Annotated in this window: 15 protein-coding genes and 1 pseudogene; 8 read left to right on the forward strand and 8 right to left on the reverse strand. The window is 72.8% G+C overall.

Annotated elements, in window-relative coordinates; all coding sequences use genetic code 11:
* Positions 1-88: 88 nt before the first annotated feature.
* On the forward strand, positions 89-1,300 hold the full coding sequence (locus J1M46_RS06165) for a hypothetical protein (RefSeq protein WP_206447019.1): 1,212 nt from the start codon (positions 89-91) through the stop codon (positions 1,298-1,300).
* Positions 1,301-1,337: 37 nt separating this feature from the next.
* Here J1M46_RS06165 and smc read toward each other — a convergent pair whose 3' ends face one another.
* On the reverse strand, positions 1,338-4,817 hold the full coding sequence (gene smc, locus J1M46_RS06170; protein WP_206447020.1) for a chromosome segregation protein SMC: 3,480 nt from the start codon (positions 4,815-4,817) through the stop codon (positions 1,338-1,340).
* A 125-nt stretch (positions 4,818-4,942) separates the two neighbouring features.
* Here smc and J1M46_RS06175 point away from each other — a divergent pair, with 125 nt between their 5' ends.
* Positions 4,943-6,022, forward strand: coding sequence for a hypothetical protein (locus J1M46_RS06175; RefSeq protein WP_206447021.1), 1,080 nt, complete (start codon positions 4,943-4,945; stop codon positions 6,020-6,022).
* On the opposite strand, the gene J1M46_RS06180 is transcribed toward J1M46_RS06175, so the two are convergent.
* Complete coding sequence (locus J1M46_RS06180) at positions 5,980-6,285, reverse strand: hypothetical protein (protein WP_206447022.1); 306 nt, start codon at positions 6,283-6,285, stop codon at positions 5,980-5,982. The two genes, J1M46_RS06175 and J1M46_RS06180, sit on opposite strands and share 43 nt — an antisense overlap.
* A gap of 52 nt (positions 6,286-6,337) precedes the next feature.
* On the opposite strand from J1M46_RS06180, the gene J1M46_RS06185 reads away from it, so the two are divergent.
* The 4 genes from J1M46_RS06185 to J1M46_RS06200 are packed head-to-tail and all read left to right on the forward strand — an operon-like array spanning position 6,338 to position 10,572.
* Positions 6,338-6,970, forward strand: coding sequence for a hypothetical protein (locus J1M46_RS06185; RefSeq protein ID WP_206447023.1), 633 nt, complete (start codon positions 6,338-6,340; stop codon positions 6,968-6,970).
* A complete protein-coding gene (locus J1M46_RS06190) occupies positions 6,967-8,046 on the forward strand; it encodes a GNAT family N-acetyltransferase (RefSeq protein WP_206447024.1) in 1,080 nt (359 codons plus the stop codon). The genes J1M46_RS06185 and J1M46_RS06190 overlap by 4 nt, the downstream gene beginning before the upstream one ends.
* Entirely contained in the window at positions 8,043-9,140 is a 1,098-nt protein-coding gene (locus tag J1M46_RS06195; RefSeq protein ID WP_206447025.1) for a GNAT family N-acetyltransferase, read from the forward strand. The genes J1M46_RS06190 and J1M46_RS06195 overlap by 4 nt, the downstream gene beginning before the upstream one ends.
* Positions 9,141-9,168: 28 nt before the next feature.
* On the forward strand, positions 9,169-10,572 hold the full coding sequence (locus J1M46_RS06200) for an aldehyde dehydrogenase family protein (protein WP_206447026.1): 1,404 nt from the start codon (positions 9,169-9,171) through the stop codon (positions 10,570-10,572).
* Positions 10,573-10,623: 51 nt separating this feature from the next.
* Here the strand turns inward: J1M46_RS06200 and J1M46_RS06205 are convergent, their stop codons facing one another.
* The 5 genes from J1M46_RS06205 to J1M46_RS06225 are packed head-to-tail and all read right to left on the reverse strand — an operon-like array spanning position 10,624 to position 13,700.
* Complete coding sequence (locus tag J1M46_RS06205) at positions 10,624-11,256, reverse strand: DUF2461 domain-containing protein (RefSeq protein ID WP_206447027.1); 633 nt, start codon at positions 11,254-11,256, stop codon at positions 10,624-10,626.
* Positions 11,257-11,265: 9 nt separating this feature from the next.
* A complete protein-coding gene (mutM, locus tag J1M46_RS06210) occupies positions 11,266-12,198 on the reverse strand; it encodes a bifunctional DNA-formamidopyrimidine glycosylase/DNA-(apurinic or apyrimidinic site) lyase (RefSeq protein WP_206447028.1) in 933 nt (310 codons plus the stop codon).
* Position 12,199: 1 nt separating this feature from the next.
* On the reverse strand, positions 12,200-12,907 hold the full coding sequence (rnc, locus tag J1M46_RS06215; protein ID WP_206447029.1) for a ribonuclease III: 708 nt from the start codon (positions 12,905-12,907) through the stop codon (positions 12,200-12,202).
* A 25-nt stretch (positions 12,908-12,932) separates the two neighbouring features.
* The gene (gene rpmF, locus J1M46_RS06220) at positions 12,933-13,136 is read right to left on the reverse strand and encodes a 50S ribosomal protein L32 (RefSeq protein ID WP_092918636.1); all 204 of its coding nucleotides are present in this window, start codon (positions 13,134-13,136) and stop codon (positions 12,933-12,935) included.
* Positions 13,137-13,139: 3 nt separating this feature from the next.
* Positions 13,140-13,700, reverse strand: a complete 561-nt coding sequence (locus J1M46_RS06225; protein ID WP_206447030.1) for a YceD family protein — start codon at positions 13,698-13,700, stop codon at positions 13,140-13,142.
* 85 nt (positions 13,701-13,785) lie between these two features.
* On the opposite strand from J1M46_RS06225, the gene J1M46_RS06230 reads away from it, so the two are divergent.
* Positions 13,786-15,237, forward strand: a complete 1,452-nt coding sequence (locus tag J1M46_RS06230) for an MFS transporter (protein ID WP_342384295.1) — start codon at positions 13,786-13,788, stop codon at positions 15,235-15,237.
* A 22-nt stretch (positions 15,238-15,259) separates the two neighbouring features.
* Here the strand turns inward: J1M46_RS06230 and J1M46_RS06235 are convergent, their stop codons facing one another.
* The gene (locus tag J1M46_RS06235; protein ID WP_206447032.1) at positions 15,260-16,051 is read right to left on the reverse strand and encodes an SDR family NAD(P)-dependent oxidoreductase; all 792 of its coding nucleotides are present in this window, start codon (positions 16,049-16,051) and stop codon (positions 15,260-15,262) included.
* 145 nt (positions 16,052-16,196) lie between these two features.
* Here J1M46_RS06235 and J1M46_RS06240 point away from each other — a divergent pair.
* A pseudogene (locus J1M46_RS06240) lies at positions 16,197-17,522 on the forward strand (bifunctional o-acetylhomoserine/o-acetylserine sulfhydrylase); the annotation flags it as partial.
* Between the last annotated feature and the right edge of the window lie 19 nt (positions 17,523-17,541).

Genomic DNA, 17,541 nt, shown 5'->3' on the forward strand with positions numbered 1-17,541 from the left:
TCTCATGATAGCCACTTCTCTCAGCAGACGTCGAAGTCTTCCGAAACGTTGGGATGTGTCTCGCACGACCCGCGCCTAGGTTGAGGCCATGAGAAGCATCATCGTCGGCAGCGTCGCCGCCGCCATCGTCCTGGTCGCAGCCGGCTGCGCCTCACCCGGCGCCGATGCGCCGACCGCGCCGGGCTCCCCCGCGTCGCTCGCCGACCTGCCCGCACCGAGCCCGGCCGGCGAGGTGCTGGCGATCGCGACGGTGCTCGAGCAGGACGACGGTGCCATCCTGTGCATCGGCGCGGTCGCCGAGTCGGCGCCCCCGCAGTGCGGCGGGCCCGAGCTGCTCGGATGGAACTGGGACGCCTTCGAGCACCAGGAGACCGGCGGCGTGCGCTGGGTGCAGGGCGTCGCGATCACCGGCGTCTACGAGGCGGCTGCGGATGCCTTCACGCAGACCGGCGAGCCGATGAGCGCCGCCGCGATCACGCTGCCTGCGATCGAGGTGCCGTCGGGCGAGCTCGACGAGGCGACGATCGCGTCGGTGCAGCAGGAGCTGCTCGCGCTCGAGCGCCCCGATGTGCTCGGCGTCAACGGCTACGACGGCATCGTCGTGCTCGACGTGATCTACGACGACGGCTCGATGCAGTCGGCGCTCGACGCGGCCTATGGACCCGGCACCGTGTTCGTCGCGTCGGCGCTGCGGGACGCCGGCGGATCAGCCGGCGACGCGCCTGAGCTGGTGGACCCCCCGATGGACACCGCAGCGCCCGTCATCACCGGCGCCGAGGCGCAGGCGCGGCTCAGAGCGTTGCCGACGCCGAGCGCGACGGAGCCGGTGATCGCGACGGGCATCGTGCTCGAAGCGGCCAGCGGCCCGCTCGCCGGCACACCGGTGCTCTGCTACACCGTGGCCGCCTCGCTCCCGCCGCAGTGCGGCGGCCCGGCGGTCGTCGGCTGGGACTGGGCCGCCGTCGGGCATGAGGAGGCCTCCGGCGTGCGCTGGACCGACTCGTTGGCGATGCGCGTCACCTACGACGCTGCGAGCAACGCGGTGACGCCGGTCGAGATGCTCGACCTGGCTGCGCTGAGCATGCCCGCACGGGAGACGCCGACCGGGTCGCTCGACGCACCGACGCTGCAAGCGGTGCAGGACGACCTCTTCGCGCTCGAGCGAGCGGATGTGCTGGGTGGCGGTGGCGGGACCGGCATCGTCGAGCTCGAGGTCGTCTTCGACGACGGCTCGATCCAGGCCGCACTCGATGGGATCTACGGCCCCGGCGCCGTCCACGTCTGGTCCTGGCTCGGCTGACGGCCGCAGACCCGCGGCCGTCGCAAGCAGCTCCGCGCTACGCGTCGACCGTCTCGCGCTTCGTGCGCTGCCCGACGACCGCCGAGACCCCGTCTTGCCGCATCGAGACGCCGTAGAGCGCATCCGCGATCTCCATCGTGCGCTTCTGGTGCGTGATGATGATCAGCTGGCTGTTCTCGCGCAGCTGCTCGAACACGGTCAGCAGCCGGCCGAGGTTGGCGTCGTCGAGCGCCGCCTCCACCTCGTCCATGATGTAGAACGGGCTGGGCCGCGCCTTGAAGATCGCGACCATCAGCGCCACCGCCGCGAGCGAGCGCTCACCGCCCGAGAGCAGCGAGATGCGGTCGATCTTCTTGCCCGCCGGCCGCACCGTCACCTCGATGCCCGTCTCGAGCAGGTTGTCGGGATCGGTGAGCGCCAGCGCGCCGGAGCCGCCCGGGAAGAGGATCGGGAACACCTCGGTGAACGCCGCCTTCGTGTCCTCGAAGGCGGTGGCGAAGATCGACTCCATCATCTGATCGAGGTCGCCGATGATCTGCTCGAGGTCGGCGCGCGTCTTCGCGAGGTCGGCGAGCTGCTCGGTGAGGAACGTGTGGCGCTGCTCGAGCGCCTCGAACTCCTCGAGCGCGAGCGGGTTCACGCGGCCCAGGCGTCCCAGCTTGCGCTCGGCCTCGGCCAGCCTGGCCTGCTCGGCCTTGCGATCCCAGCCCTCCTCGGCCGGCGCGTACTCGGCGACCAGCACCTGCTCCTCGAGGCCGAGCTCGCTGCCGGCGCGCTCGAGCAGGTTCGACAGGTGCAGCCGCTGCTCGTAGGCCTCCATCTCGGCCACGTGCACGTGCTCGGTGATCTCCTGCAGCCGCTCGCGCAGCCCGCCCTCGTCGCGGCGCAGCTTCGTGAGCTCCTCGTTGCGGTCGCGGCGGTCGGCCTCGCGCTCGGCGAGCACCCTGCGCGACTCCTGCACGCTGCGCTCGGCCACGGCCAGCACCGGCGGGATCGCCGCCAGCACGCGCGAGGCCTGCTCGCGCTGCCGCTCGCGCAGCACCGCGCGGCGCGCGGCCTCCTCGGCGCGGGCGCGCTGCGCCTCGACGTCGCGCGCGAGCGAGTCGGCGCGCGCGAGCTCTGCCCGCACCCGCTCCCTGGCGGTCTCGAGCTCGATGCGCAGGTCGGTCTCGCCGCCGCGCGCCGCCTCCGCCTCGGCCAGCAGCCCCTCGCGCGCCGAGGCGTCGAGCATCGGCCGCGGCTTCCCCTCGAAGCGCTCGAGCGCCTGCTCAGCGCCCTCGACGCCGCGCTGCGCCTCGTCGATGCCGCGCCGCGCCTCGGCGAGCGCCGCCTCGGCGCGCTCGTGCTCGCCGGTGGCCGACTCCAGCCGGGCGCGTGCCCGGCTGCGCTGCTCCCCGCGCGCCGCCGAGGCCGCATCGTGCGCGCGCAGCGCCTCCAAGGCATCCGCCGCCGCCCGCTTGGCCTGCTGGTGCGCCTGCCGGGCGTCCTCGAGCGCGCCCGACTCGCGCTCGATCGCGGTCGAGAGCTCCTCGAGCCGCTCGGTCGCGGTGTCGCGCTCGGCGATCAGCTCGAGCCGCGACTGCGCGTCGTCGCTGCCGCCGCGCATCAGGTACTCGCTGACGTAGTCGCCGCGCTTGGTGACGATCGTGACCGGCCCGCCCAGCTCGAGCTGCGCGATCGCCGGTCCGGCCTGCTGCGCGGCCTCGAGGGAGTCGACGATGAACGTGTGGGCGAGCACGCCGAGCACGCCGGCGGGCGCATCGACGACGGTCGGCGCATGCACGGCGCCGACGGCCTGCTTGGCGGTCGCCTGCATCGGCACGGCGTCGCCGACGACCGCCTCGATGCGGCCGAGCTTCTCGCGGTGCGCGTGCTCGATGGCGGCGGCGGCCGCCTCGCGCGTGTCGGCCAGCACGGCCTCGCCGAGCGTGCCGAGCGCTGCGGCGATCGCCGCCTCGTAGCCCTTCTTGACCTTCACGCGCTCTGCCACCAGCCCGCCGACGCCGGCGAGCCCTGCGTCGATGAGACCTGCGGATGCGTTGGCCTTCGACAGCGCGAGGGTCAGGGCCGAGGTGCGGGCGGCGACCGCATCGCGCTCACGCTCGACCGCGTGCAGGGCCTCGCGGCGCTCGTCGAGGGCGGCCTGGAGGCGCGCCTGCGCCTCGTCGGCGTCGCGGTAGCCGCCGGAGAGCGACTCGGCATCGTCGACCTCCTGCTCGTCGCCGGTCTCCTCGGCCGCCGCCTGCGCCTCGGCGAGCCGCTGCTCGGCGTTCGCGAGCGCGCTCTCCCGGCGCGTCACCTCGGCCTCGCGGGCGGCGAGCGTCGACTGCGCGACCTCCACCTTCGAGCGGTGGCCGGCGGCCTCCAGGTCGTGCTTCGAGACCAGGGCCGCCTGCGCGGCGATCTCCTCGTCGAGGGAGTCGAGGTTCGCGCGCGCCAGCGCGGTCGCCGAGGCCGCCTTGCCGAGGCGAGCCTCGGCATCCGCCACCCTCTCCTTCAGCGCGGTGGCCTCGTCGCGGGCGGCGGCCACCATGTCGGGGGTCACGAGCGGTGCGGCGTCGCCGACCTCCGGCGCCTCCTCGAGCAGCGCGAGGCGCTGGCCGGCGAGCGCGTGCAGCGACTGCAGCCGCGAGAGCTCGCGCTCGAGCCCGTGCGCGGTGTTGCGGGCGCGGTCGACGTCATCGCCGATCATCGACGCCTCGATGCGGCTGGCGCGCAGCTGCGCCTGCTCGAGCTGCTCCTGCAGCACGATGCGCTCCGACTTGCGCTCCGACTCGGAGCGGGCGGCGCTGTCGAGCTGGGCGCGCAGGCCGATGACCTCGGCCGCGATCAGACGTGCGCGGGCGTCGCGCACGGTCGCCTGGATGGTGGCGGCCTCCTTGGCGATCTCTGCCTGCTGCCCGAGTGGCTTCAGCTGCCGGCGGATCTCGCCGGTGAGGTCCTGCAGTCGCGTGAGGTTGGCCTGCATCGCATCGAGCTTGCGGAGCGTCTTCTCCTTGCGGCGGCGGTGCTTGAGGATGCCGGCGGCCTCCTCGATGTAGCCGCGGCGGTCGGCGGGCGTCGCCTGCAGCACGTTGTCGAGCTGCCCCTGACCGACGATGACGTGCATCTCGCGGCCGAGGCCCGAATCGCTCAGCAGCTCCTGCACGTCGAGCAGCCGGCACGACTCGCCGTTGATGGCGTACTCGCTGCCGCCGTTGCGGAAGAGCGTGCGCGAGATCTGCACCTCGGCGTACTCGATCGGCAGGGCGCCGTCGGCGTTGTCGATCACCAGCTCGACGTGCGCGCGGCCGAGCGGACCGCTGGTGGCGGTGCCGGCGAAGATGACGTCCTCCATCTTGCCGCCCCGGAGCGTCTTCGCGCCCTGCTCGCCCATCACCCAGGCGAGGGCGTCGACGACGTTCGACTTGCCGGAGCCGTTGGGGCCCACGACGCACGTGACGCCCGGCTCGAACTGGAAGGTCGTCGCGCGCGCGAACGACTTGAAGCCCTTGACGGTGAGGGTCTTGAGATGCATGCGGCTCCCGGTTCGTGCTGGGAACACCGTAGCCGGGCGATTCGCCATTGCGCGCACGGCACGCGCGGGTCTACTCTGCAAGGCTGCCCGCAGGCACGGTGCTTGACGCGAGCGGCAGAGACCCCATGTTCGACATCCGCCTCGCGACGCTGCCCGCCCATCCCGACGAGGCCGGCGCGGTCGGCGACGAGTTCCGGCTGGCCTACGCGTTCAACGAGCGCAGCAACGCCGAGCGCTACACCGAGGGCGTGTACGTCAACACGCCGGTCGGGTTCCTGGCGGCGCTGCAGCCGAGTCCCTCCGAGCGGATTCAGTGCTACCGCGCGTGGCACGGCGACCGGCTCGTCGGCGTGCTGAGCCTCTACGCGCCGCTGCTCGACTCCACCGAGACCGCCGAGTACCAGGTCGAGCTGCTGGGCGAGCTCACCGCGCCCGACCAGGCAGCGCTCGCCGAGTCGCTCGTCGAGCGCGCGCACGAGGAGGCGGCGCGGCTCGGGCGGTCCACGCTCATCGCGTCGGCCGTCGGCGGCGCCACCGGCCCCGTGACCGCCCGCACCGGCTTCGGCGGCGGCGACCCGACGCATCCGGACACCGCGCCGCTGGTCGCGCGCGGCTACGCGCTCGAGCAGGTCTACCGCGTGAGCGTCGCCGAGCTGTCGGCCCTGCCCGACCTCGAGGCACGGCACGCCGCCGCCCTCGAGCGGGCGAGCGGCTACGAGCTCGTGCACTGGACGGGCGAGACGCCGCAGGAGCACCGTGCGTCGATGTGCGCGCTGCACGAGCGCATGTCGGTCGACGCCCCGGTCGCCGGGCTCGCGTGGGAGCCCGAGGTGTGGGACGACGCGCGGCTGACGGAGTTCGAGCAGTCGAAGCAGCAGGGCGGGCGCGTCCTCCTGACGGTGGCGGCGCGCCAGCGCGACTCGGGTGAGCTCGGCGGCTTCACGACGCTCATCCTGCCGGCCACCGGTACGACAGCGCGGCAGCACGACACCCTCGTGACGAGGCCGCATCGCGGCCACGGCCTCGGCATGCTCATGAAGCTCGACAACCTGCTGCGCCTGCGTGCGGCGCGGCCGGAGCTCATGCGGGTCGTGACCTGGAACGCCGAGGAGAACCGCCACATGCTCGACGTGAACGAGGCCGCCGGCTTCCTGCCGGTCTCCTACGAGGCGCAGTGGCAGTGGCGCGAGCAGGTGCCGGCATGACGGCCCGGCAGGTCGAGATCCGCACGCTCACGCTGCCCGCGCGCTGCGACGAGCAGACGGCCGCGGGCTCGGCGTTCCGCGCCGCCGCCGAGCACGCCGAGCGCGTCGGCGACGCCCGCTTCGGCGTGGGCCTCTCGCGCCTGAGCCCCGAGGAGCGCCTCGCCGCCTGGCAGTCGTCCGAGGCCGAGCGCCACATCAAGCGGCTCGCGGTCGACGGCGAGCGCATCGTCGGCAGCGCCAGCCGCCGCCACCGGCGCGGTCACCGCGAAGACCGGCTTCGGCGGCGTCGACCCCGACGAGCCCGAGGCTGCGGCGATGCTCGCGCGCGGCTACGCGCTCGAGCAGGTCTACCGCATGAGCGTCGCCGACGTGCGCGCGCTCGAGCGCGCCGCGCCCAGCCTCAGCGAGCGGTGGGCGGATGCGTCGGCGCGCGCCGCCGCGGACGGCTACGAGGCGATCGCGTGGTCGGGACCGACGCCGGCCGAGCACCGGCCGGGCGTGCGGCGGCTGCACGAGGGCATGTCGACCGACTCGCCGGTGGGCGAGCTCGCCCTCGAGGCCGAGACCTGGAGCGACGAGCGGCTGGCGGAGTTCGAGCGGCAGAAGATCGACGGCGGCCGCACGATGCGCACCGTCATCGCCCGGCACATCGCCTCGGGCGAGCTCGCCGGCTTCACCAGCCTGTTCGTCGGCGCCGTGCTGCTCGGCAACGGCGACGACGTCGCCCGCCAGCACGACACGATCGTCGCGCGCGAGCACCGCGGCCGCCGGCTCGGCATGCTGCTGAAGCTCGCCAACCTCGTCGAGCTGCGCGACCACCACCCGAGCCACGCGCGCGTGAGCACGATGAACGCCGAGGAGAACCGCCACATGCTGGCCGTCAACGAGGCCACCGGATTCCTGCCGGTCGGCTACGAGGCCGTCTGGCAGCGGAAGGACGCGCGATGACCGTCGAGATCGTGGATGTGCCGGTGCCGGAGCGCTGGGACGACGACAGCGAGGGTGCACGCCTGCTGCGCGCCTGGATCGACGTGCGCAACCGCGTCAGCGAGCACGAGTGGGGCGGCGACACCAGCCACGCCCTCTCCTACCGGGAGGCGTGGTCGCAGTGGCGGGCCGCGGTCGCCGAGCGCGAGACGATCCGCACGCTGGCCCTGGTCGACGGCGAGCCTGCGGGCCGCGGACTGGCCGAGCGCAGCCTGCTGGAGGCGCAGACCGTCGCAGAGATCGACGCGCTCGTCCTGCCGCAGCACCGGCGTCGAGGGGTCGCCCGCGCGCTGGTCGACCAGCTGCTGGGGCGCATGCGCGCGCAGGGCGTCACCACCTTCCAGGCGTGGGTCGACCACCGCCCGGCGCCCGGCCCCCGCCTGGCAGCACCGACCGGCTTCGGCGAGGTCCCCGCGGGGTCCCCCGAGGTGCGCATGCTGCTGGCCTATGGATTCGCGATCGAGCAGATCGAGCGCATGAGCGAGCTGCACCTCGCCACGGCGGGGCCCGCGCTCGCCGAGCACCTCGCCGAGGCCGAGCGCCACGCCGTCGGCTACCGGCTCGAGACCTGGACGGGCGCGACGCCGCCCGAGCACCGTGACGGGCTCGCGGCGCTGCAGGCCCGCATGTCGACCGACGCGCCCGCCGCCGGGCTCGACCACGAGGCGGAGGCATGGGATGCCGCACGGCTCCTGCGCTACGAGGAGAGCGAGCTGCAGGGCGGTCGCACGATGCTGTGGGCGACCGCCTTCGACGAGACGACGGCTGCCGCGGTCGCGTTCACGACGCTCGTCAGCTCCGACAATCCCCGCGTCTGGTACCAGCACAACACCCTCGTGCACGGCGAGCACCGCGGCCACCGGCTGGGCATGCTCGTGAAGGCCGCGAACCTGCGCGCGCTGCTCGCGCTGGAGCCCGATGCGATCGTGCGCACCTGGAACGCGGAGGAGAACCGCCCGATGCTGCGCGTCAACGAGGCGCTCGGCTTCGCCGCCATCTGCAGCGCGGGCGCCTGGCAGCTGCAGGAGACCCCGTGACCGCGCCCGAGCTCGAGTGGCTGCCGCTCGCTGCGCCCGCCGACGACCTCGACGAGCCGGCGCTCTCGCTCATCGCCCGCTACGTCGCCACGGCCAACCGGGTGACGCAGCACTTCTGGGGCGATGATCGCTCCGACACCACCGTCGACGAGATCGTCGCCTCCCTGCGCAACGACGAGGACGAGCTGGCGATCCGCTGGCTCGTGCGCGCCGAGGGCGACGATGTCGGGCGCGGCATCATCGGCATGAGCCGCGAGCAGAGCGCGAGCGTCGCCTACCTCAGCGCCTGGGTGGTGCCGGAGGCCCGCGGCCGCGGCATCGGCCGGGCGATCGCGCAGCGCCTCGAGGCGGAGGCGACGGTGCTCGGCGCCACCGCGCTGCAGGCATGGGTCGACCACCGCGTGCCGCCGGCCGGCGCCGCTTCGCTCACGCCCCACAGCGGCCACGGCGCGATCGCGGCGGACGCTCCCGCGGCGCTGCTCGCCTCGATGGGCTATGAGCTCGAGCAGATCGAGCGTGTCTCCGAGCTCGACGTGGCGGCGGCCCGGGCGCTGCTCGAGGCGCACAGGGCGGATGCGCTGGCGCACGCGGGCGCGGCCTACGAGTCGCGCACGTGGCAGGGAGCGACGCCGCCGGAGCTGCTCGACGCGATGGCTCTCCTGCACGAGCGGATGTCGACCGACGTGCCGCGTGCCGCGCTGGAGGACGACATCGAGCACTGGGACGCGGCCCGCGTGCAGCGCGTGGAGCGGGAGTGGGCGGAGGCCGGCCTGACGCCGCTGCAGGCGATCGCCGTGCACCGCGCCAGCGGCGACGCCGTCGCGTTCACGATCCTGCTGCTGCCGGCGCCCGGCAGGCCCGCCTTCCAGGAGGACACGCTCGTGCACGCCGAGCATCGAGGCCACCGGCTCGGCATGCTCGTGAAGGCCGAGAACCTGCTGCAGCTCGGCCGCCTCCACCCCGACCGCGCGCGCATCATCACCTGGAACGCCGAGGAGAACCGCCCGATGCTGCGGGTCAACGAGGCGCTCGGCTTCGTGCCCGTCGGCGCTGAGGGCGGCTGGCAGCGGAGCCTCGAACGGAGCGCGGGCTGACCATAGCGACGCCTGCCACCATGGGGGCATGAGCGAGCCCGACGTGCAGACCACGCCCGACGCATCCGTCGACGGCATCGCCGCCGAGCTGCGGGCGGCCGTCACGAGCGGGCTGACCCGGCCGCGGCACTATCGCGAGCAGCAGCTCGACGGTCTGGTGCGGATGCTGCTGCAGAACGTGTCGCTGTGGGAGGCGGCGCTCGCCGACGATCTCGGCAAGAGCGAGGTCGAGGCGCACCTGAGCGAGATCGCGTTCACGGTCGGCGAGGCGAAGCACGCGCGGCGCCAGCTGTGGCGCTGGATGCTGCCGAGCCCGGTGCCGCTGCCGCTGGCGCTGCAGCCGGCGCTGGGCAGGACGGTCGCCGAGCCGCTCGGCGCGACGCTCGTGATCGCGCCCTGGAACTACCCGCTGCAGCTGGCGCTCGGGCCGCTCGTGGGCGCGCTCGCCGCCGGCAACGCCGTGGTGCTGAAGCCCTCGGAGGTGGCCCCGGCGACCTCCGCCCTGCTGGCGCGGCTGGTGCCCGCCTACCTCGACCCGCGCTCGGTGCGGGTGGTCACCGGCGGCGTGCCGGAGACGACCGCGCTGCTCGAGCAGCGCTGGGACCTGATCTTCTACACCGGCAATTCGCAGGTGGCGCGCATCGTCGCTGCGGCGGCCGCGAAGCACCTGACGCCGACGGTGCTCGAGCTCGGCGGCAAGAGTCCCGTCTACGTGCACCGCTCGGCCGACCTCGCGGTCGCCGCCGACCGCATCGCCTGGGGCAAGTGGCTGAACGCCGGTCAGACCTGCGTCGCCCCCGACCACATCCGCGTCGACCGCGAGGTGGCGGACGAGCTCGTCGCCGAGCTGCGCCGCGCGACCGCCGAACAGCTGGGCGACCCGCGAGCCTCCCCCGACTACTCGCGCATCATCAACGGCGCGCACCTCTCGCGGCTGCAGGGGCTGCTGGCCGGGGGCACCGTCGTCACCGGCGGCGAGGCGGACGCCGACGAGCGCTACTTCGCCCCGACCATCCTCACCGACGTCGACGAGGCTGCGCCGGTGATGCGGGAGGAGATCTTCGGCCCGATCCTGCCGGTGCTGCCCGTCGACGGCGTCGACGGCTTCATCGAGGCGATGCGCGGCCGCGACAAGCCGCTGGCGCTGTACGTCTTCGCGCGCGATCGCGCCGTCGCGCGCCGCGTCGAGCGCGAGACCAGCTCGGGCGCGCTGGGCGTGAACGTGGCCGTCGCGCACTACGGCGCGAAATCGCTGCCCTTCGGCGGCGTGGGCGAGAGCGGCACGGGCCGCTACCACGGGCGCTTCTCGTTCGAGTCGTTCAGCCACCGCAAGGCGGTGCTGTCGAAGCCCACCGCGATCGACACGCTGCGGGTGATCTACCCGCCGTTCACCGAGCTGCGCGCGGCGGTCACCAAGCGCATCATGGGGTAGCGCCCACGCTGGTCGAGCAGCCGCCCGCAGGGCGACGTATCGAGACCCGCCCTACCGCTTCGGCGCCACGTTCGCCGCCGCCCAGCCGACCAGCGGCTGCACCTCGTCGACCGTGTCGAACAGGGCGTCCAGCAGGGCCGGACCGGACGCATCCGCCGGTGACAGGTGCCTGCGGGCGGTCACCCACTTGTAGCGCAGCAGCCCGATGCGCGGATGCTCGGGGTCGGTGCCGCGCGGGGCGGTCTTCAGCTGCTCGCCGCCGAGCTCGTAGCCGGCATCGGTGAGCACGCCCAGGATGCCCTCGAGCTCGGTGCCGGGCCCGACGGCCTCGACCGCGGCCCGGTAGGCCTTCGTGAAGGAGGCGTCGCCGAAGAAGCCGCCGCCGATCCAGACGCCGCTCGCGTCGAGGTTGAGGAACCAGCCGATGCCGGGCGTGCGCTGCGCGAACAGCCCCTGCCGGGTCTTGTAGGGCGTCTTGTCGTGGCTGAAGCGCACGTCGCGGTAGGGGCGGTAGATCTTCACGCTGCTCGCCACCGGCTCGAGCTCCTCGCCCAGCGCCTCGAAGGGCGCGCGCACCTGCTCGTCGTAGCGCGCCTTGTTCGCCAGCCACCAGGGGCGCTCGTTGTTCGCCTCGAGCTCGGCGTAGAAGGCGAACGCGTCGGGCGTGAATCCGTCGAAGGCCATCGATCCAGGCTATGCCAGGCCGGCAGCGAGCCCGCGCGGCCGCCGCTGGCAGCGCGGGCACCGGGTCGAGCCGCGGTTCATCCACGCTTCCCGCACCATGGTGGCGCCGCAGCGCCTGCACGGCTGGCCGCCGCGGCCGTAGGCGTTCAGGCTGTGCTCGAAGTAGCCCGACTGCCCGTTCACGTTCACGTACTGGGCGTCGAACGAGGTGCCGCCCTCGGCGAGCGCCCGCTCGAGCACGTCGCGCACGTCGGCCAGCAGCGCCGTCGCGCGCGCCTGCGTGAGCCGCTGGCCGGGCGTCGCGTAGTGCAGCCGGCTGCGCCAGAGCGCCTCGTCCGCGTAGATGTTGCCGATGCCGGAGACCAGCTGCTGGTCGAGCAGCGCGGCCTTGACCCCCTGCCGGCGCAGCCGCAGACGACGGGCCACGGCGGATGCGTCGAAGCCCGGCTCGAGCGGATCGAGCGCGATGTGCGCGGCCTGGTCGGGCACCGCGCCGCCGCCCTCGCCCACGACCAGCGGCCGCACCGCGAGGCCGCCGAAGAGCCGCTGGTCGGCGAAGCGGATCTCGAGCGCGCCGTGCTGCGGCTGGTCGATCAGGAGGCGGATGCGCGTGTGCCGGTCGGCGGCTGCGCCCGGCTCCCGGACGAGCACCTGGCCGGACATGCCCAGGTGCGCAAGCAGTGCACGATCCGCGCCCGGCGTGAGCAGCGCATCCGTCGTCAGCTCGCCCTGCTCCGGCTCGAGCGGGATCCACAGGAACTTGCCGCGTCGCGCCGGCACACCGAAGGAGCGGCCGAGCAACGCCGCCTCGAAGGCGGCCGCATCGCCATCGTGGCGCGCGATCGATCGCTCGTCGAACACCTCGACGCCCTCGATGCGGGCGCCGGTGACGGCCGACGCGAGGCCGGCGCGGACGACCTCGACCTCCGGCAGCTCCGGCATGTCAGCGCAGCGGGCGCTCGGCGGCCACCGTGGCGACGAGCGCGTCGTACGCGGTGAGGGCAGCGCCCATCTCGGCGACCTTCTTGCTCGTGCCGGTGCCGGTCGCGACGGGCTCGTCGTCGATGAGCACGGTCGCGGTGAAGGTGCGCGCGTGGTCGGGCCCGGCCGCCTCGATCTCGTAGACCGGCGCGCCACGATGCTGCGCGGCCGCGACCTCCTGCAGCGCCGTCTTCGGGTCGAGCGCGGCGCCGGTGCGGTCCGGGTCATCGAGCAGCGGGGCGACCAGGCGCAGCACGAGCTGCGCCGAGGCGGTGTGCCCGGCGCTGAGGTAGGCGGCGCCGAAGACCGCCTCCATCGTGTCGGCGAGGATCGACGCCTTCGCGGCACCGCCCGAGGCGGCTTCGCCCTTGCCGAGCCTGATGTGTTCGCCCAGCCCGATGCCGCGAGCGACCTCGGCGAGCGCGACCGTCGAGACCACGCCGGCTCGGCGCTTCGCGAGATCGCCTTCGGGCGCGTCGGGGAAGCGCCGGTAGAGCTCGATCGTGATGGCCTGGCCGAGGATGGAGTCGCCGAGGAACTCGAGACGCTCGTTGTGCGGCACACCGCCCTGCTCGTACGCCCAGGAGCGATGGGTCAGGGCCAACGCGAGTAGCTCGGGGTCGATATCGACCCCGAGCTGCTCGAGCAGACGGCTGGCGCGCTCCGTCATGCGACGGCGATCCTCGTCAGAGGGATCAGACGTCGGCGACCTTGCGGCCCTTGTACTCCATGTACAGCGGCGTGCCGGCCGAGTCCTCGACGACCTTCGCGCGGTGCGGGAGGCTGTAGACGGTCTTGCCGCCCTCGATGGTCTTGACGAGCTTGGGCGCTTCGGCCTTCCACTGCGAACGGCGCGCGCGGGTGTTCGACCGCGACATCTTCCTCTTGGGAACAGCCATTGCTCACTCCTTCTTCGACGCCTGGGCGTCATCTTCCGACGGATCGTCGGCTACGTCTTGTGCGAATTCCTGGAGCGCTGCCCATCGCGGATCGATGGTCTCCTCCGGTACGAGATCGGTGCCCGGCTCGAGCCGCTCCCCTGTCTCAGGATCGAGTCCTGAGCAGTCCGGTCGGTCGACCGGCTGGAACGGCAGCGCCAGCACGACCGCGTCCCGAACCACCGCATGCATGTCGACTGTTTCGTCGACCACGAGGTAGTCGGATTCCGACGCACCATCATACGTGAACAGCTCGAGGAAGTCGACATCGATGTCGAGGTCGAACTCCGTGAGGCATCGCGCACAGGTCGCGAGCGCCGTCGCGCCGGCCGTTCCGGTGGCGAGGATGCCCTCATGGACGCTCTCGAGGCGCAGCACGAGATCGACCGGCTGCTCGGGCAGCACGACCGCGAGACCCTCACCGATCTTCTCCCCGAAGGGTGCGGTCTCGTAGACCTCGCGCATCTGCCCGGGCTTCCGCACGATGTCGCGCACGGAGATCACGAACGGGTGGTTGGCACGCATGCACCAAGTCTACGCGGCAGGAGCCGCTCCGTGCGTCGCGGTCGCAATCCGCGGCGTCCTGCCGCCCCGGTGCCATGATGCATCCGTGACAGCGTTGCGCGCGGTGCCCCTTGCACTCATCGGCTGGCTCGTGTGCGTCGAGCTCACGAGCGGCGTCCTGCAGGGCTACTACGTGACCCTGACGCCCGACATCGCGCGCCACCTGGGGGTCACCGATGCCGACGTCAACTGGTTCGAGGCCGGGCAGCTGCTGCTCTCCGCCCTGCTGGTGCCGGTGCTGGCCAAGCTCGGCGACATGCACGGTCACAAGAAGATGCTGCTGCTCTCCACCGCCATCACCGCGGGGGCGAGTTGGTGGATGGCCTTCTCCGGCGACTTCTGGGGCTACCTGATCGCCTTCTCGCTCCAGGGCGCCTACGCCGTCTGGCTGCCGCTCGAGGTGGCGCTCATCTTCGACCGCGGCCGCCGCACCGGCGTCGCACCCTCCGCCACCCGGCGGGCGGCCGGCATGCTCGTGATCGCGCTCGAGGCCGGCGCCATCATCGGCGCCCTCGGCGCCGCCGCGGCCTTCGGCGCGTTCGGCGAGGCGATGCTCCCGACACTCCTCCTCCCCGCGGTCATGGTGACGGTGTGCTTCTTCGCGATCCTCTGGGGCGTGCCGGAGTCTGAGCCGCTGCCCGATCGCAAGCTCGACGCGGGCGGCTTCGTGCTGCTCGCGCTCTCGCTGCTCACCATCACCTCCGGCCTGACCTTCCTCAAGATCGGCGGCCCGGAGGCCTGGTGGGGCTGGGCGGTCATGGGGATCGGCGTCGTACTGCTGCTGCCGTTCGGCAAGTGGGTGCTCGGCAAAGACGACCCCGCGATCGACCTGCGCGTCATGCGCCGCCCCGAGATGTGGCCGGTGCAGCTCACGGCGGGGCTGGTCGGTGTCAGCCTGCTCGGCGCGCAGACGCCGCTGGCGACCTACGCCGGCACCGACCCCTCGCTCGGCTACGGACTGGGTCTCGACGCGAGCGCCCGGTCGATCCTGATCGGCGTCTACCTGCTCTCGCTCATCGTCGGGGCAGCGACGCTCGCGGTGCTCTCCTCCCGGGTGCGACCTCGGCTGCTGCTGATCGTCGCTGCCGCCCTCGTGGCGATCGGCTACCTGCTGCTCGTGCCGCTGCACCTGGAGATCTGGCAGGTGTTCCTGTGCATGTCGATCGCCGGCCTCGGCTCCGGTGCGCTCGTCGGCGCGCTCCCCGCTGCCGCTGCGGCAGCGGCGCCGCGCGGCCAGACCGGCGTCGCGACCGCCATGACGAACACCACCAAGACGATCGGCGGCTCGTTCGCCTCCTCGATCTTCGCCATCGTGCTCGCGGCAGGCGCCATCGGCACCGCCGCGAGCCTCGGCGGCTACATCGTCGTCTGGATCATCTGCGGCGTCACCGCGCTCGCCGCGACCATCGGCCTGATCGCCGTGCCGAGGCTCGCCTTCGCCGACCCCGAGCCGCCGGCCGAGCGCGCCGAGGCGCCAGCGCCCATCCCCGGCGCCTGAGCACCGAGCGGGGGCGCGGGCGTCAGCCCTTCGCGACCAGCGGTCCCTTGTGCACCATCCACGGGTGCGTCTGCGCGACCGGCTTGATGATCGTCTCGTCGACCGACACGTGCCCGGGCAGCGCCAGGATGTCGGTCATCACGCGAGCCACGTCGTCGGCCGACAGCGGGTCCTGCACGTCCTTGTAGACGGCATCCGCCTTCGCCTGGTCGCCGCCGAAGCGCACGAGGCTGAACTCCTCGGTCCAGACCATGCCGGGCGCCACCTCCATGACCCGGATGGGTTCGCCGAACAGCTCGAGCCGCAGCACGTCGAGCAGCTGCTTCTCGGCCGACTTCGCCGCGTTGTAGCCCGAGCCGCCCTGGTAGGAGACGGTCGCGGCGATCGAGGTGACCACCATGATCTCGGCGTAGGAGGCGGAGCCGTCCTGCTGCGGGGCGGCGGTCGAGCGCCGCAGCAGCGGCAGCAGCGCGTCGATCACGCGCTTGGTGGCGATGACGTTCGACTCGAACATCCACCGCCAGTCCTCGACGGTGGTCTCCCCCAGCGGCGCTGCGCCCTTCGCGCCGCCGGCGACCTGCACGAGGCCGGTCGGGCGGAACGCGGCCGCCGCCTCGGCCAGCGCCGCGACCGCCGCTTCGTCCGTCAGGTCCGCCGCGAAGGTCTCGCAGCCGATCTCGGCGGCGAGCGCGTCCAGGCGCTCCGCTCGGCGGGCGACCGCGAGCACCTGCCAGTCGCGGGCGACCGCCTGCCTGGCCACCGCCTCGCCGATGCCGCTCGATGCCCCCGTGACGATGATCCGCTTCTCGTTCATATCGACATGCAAGCATCGGATGCGTGCAGGCGCCACTCGCCCGGAGTGTTACGTCATGCGTCCGGTCGCCTGGCACTCGCGGCCGAACTGGCGCAGACTCGTCACAAGCGTCAGATCGACCCGGCACCGCCGGCCCCAGCAAGGAGACACCATGAGCGACTGGAAGTTCGAGACCCTGCAGGTCCACGCGGGCGCGCAGCCCGACCCGACGACCAAGGCGCGCATCACGCCCGTCTACCGCACCACCTCGTACGTGTTCGACGACACCGACCACGCTGCCCGGCTGTTCGGCCTGGCCGAGTTCGGCAACATCTACACCCGCATCCAGAACCCCACGACCGGGGTCGCCGAGGATCGCATCGCCGCGCTCGAGGGAGGCACGGCAGCGCTGCTGCTCTCCTCCGGCCAGTCGGCGACGACGTACGCGATCCTCAACATCGCCCAGGCCGGCGACCACATCGTGTCGTCCTCGTCGATCTACGGCGGCACCTACAACCTCTTCAACTTCACCCTGCGCAAGCTGGGCATCGAGGTCACCTTCGTCGAGGACCAGGACGACCTGGAGGCATGGCGCGCCGCCATCCGCCCGAACACGAAGGCGCTCTTCGGCGAGACCGTCGGCAACCCGCGCATCAACCTGCTCGACATCGCCGGCGTCTCCGGCGTCGCGCACGACGCGGGTGTGCCGCTCATCGTCGACAACACGATCGCCACGCCCTACCTGATCCGCCCGCTCGAGCACGGCGCCGACATCGTCGTCCACTCGGCGACGAAGTTCCTCGGCGGCCACGGCTCGGTCGTCGCCGGCGCGATCGTCGACGGCGGCAAGTTCGCATGGTCGAAGTCCGACAGGTTCCCGGGGCTCACCACTCCCGACGAGTCGTACCACGGCGTCACCTTCACGGAGGCGCTCGGCGACGGCATCGCCTACATCATCAAGGCGCGCGTCACCCTGCTGCGCGACACCGGCTCGGTGGCCTCGCCCGACAACGCCTGGCAGCTGCTGCAGGGCATCGAGACGCTCTCGCTGCGCATCGACCGCCACGTCGAGAACGCGACGAAGGTGGCGCAGTTCCTCGAGGCGCACCCGCAGATCGCCCAGGTGCACTACGCGGGCCTGCCCTCGAGCCCGTGGCACGAGCGCGGCAAGCAGATCGCCCCCAAGGGCACCGGCGCGGTGCTGTCGTTCGAGCTCGTCGGCGGCGTCGAGGCTGGCAAGGCGTTCGTGAATGCGCTGGGCCTCTTCAGCCACCTCGCGAACATCGGCGACGTGCGCTCGCTCGTCATCCACCCCGCCTCCACCACGCACGCGCAGCTCACCCCCGAGCAGCAGCTCTCCGCAGGCGTCACGCCGGGTCTGGTGCGACTGTCGGTCGGCATCGAGCACGTCGACGACCTGATCGCCGACCTGAGCAGCGGCCTCGAGGCGGCTGCGAAGCAGACCGAGTCGCGGGCGACCGCCGCGGTCTGACGCACGAGAGAGGCGGGCA

The sequence above is a fragment of the Agrococcus sp. KRD186 genome, from assembly GCF_017168255.1.
GTDB lineage: Bacteria > Actinomycetota > Actinomycetes > Actinomycetales > Microbacteriaceae > Agrococcus.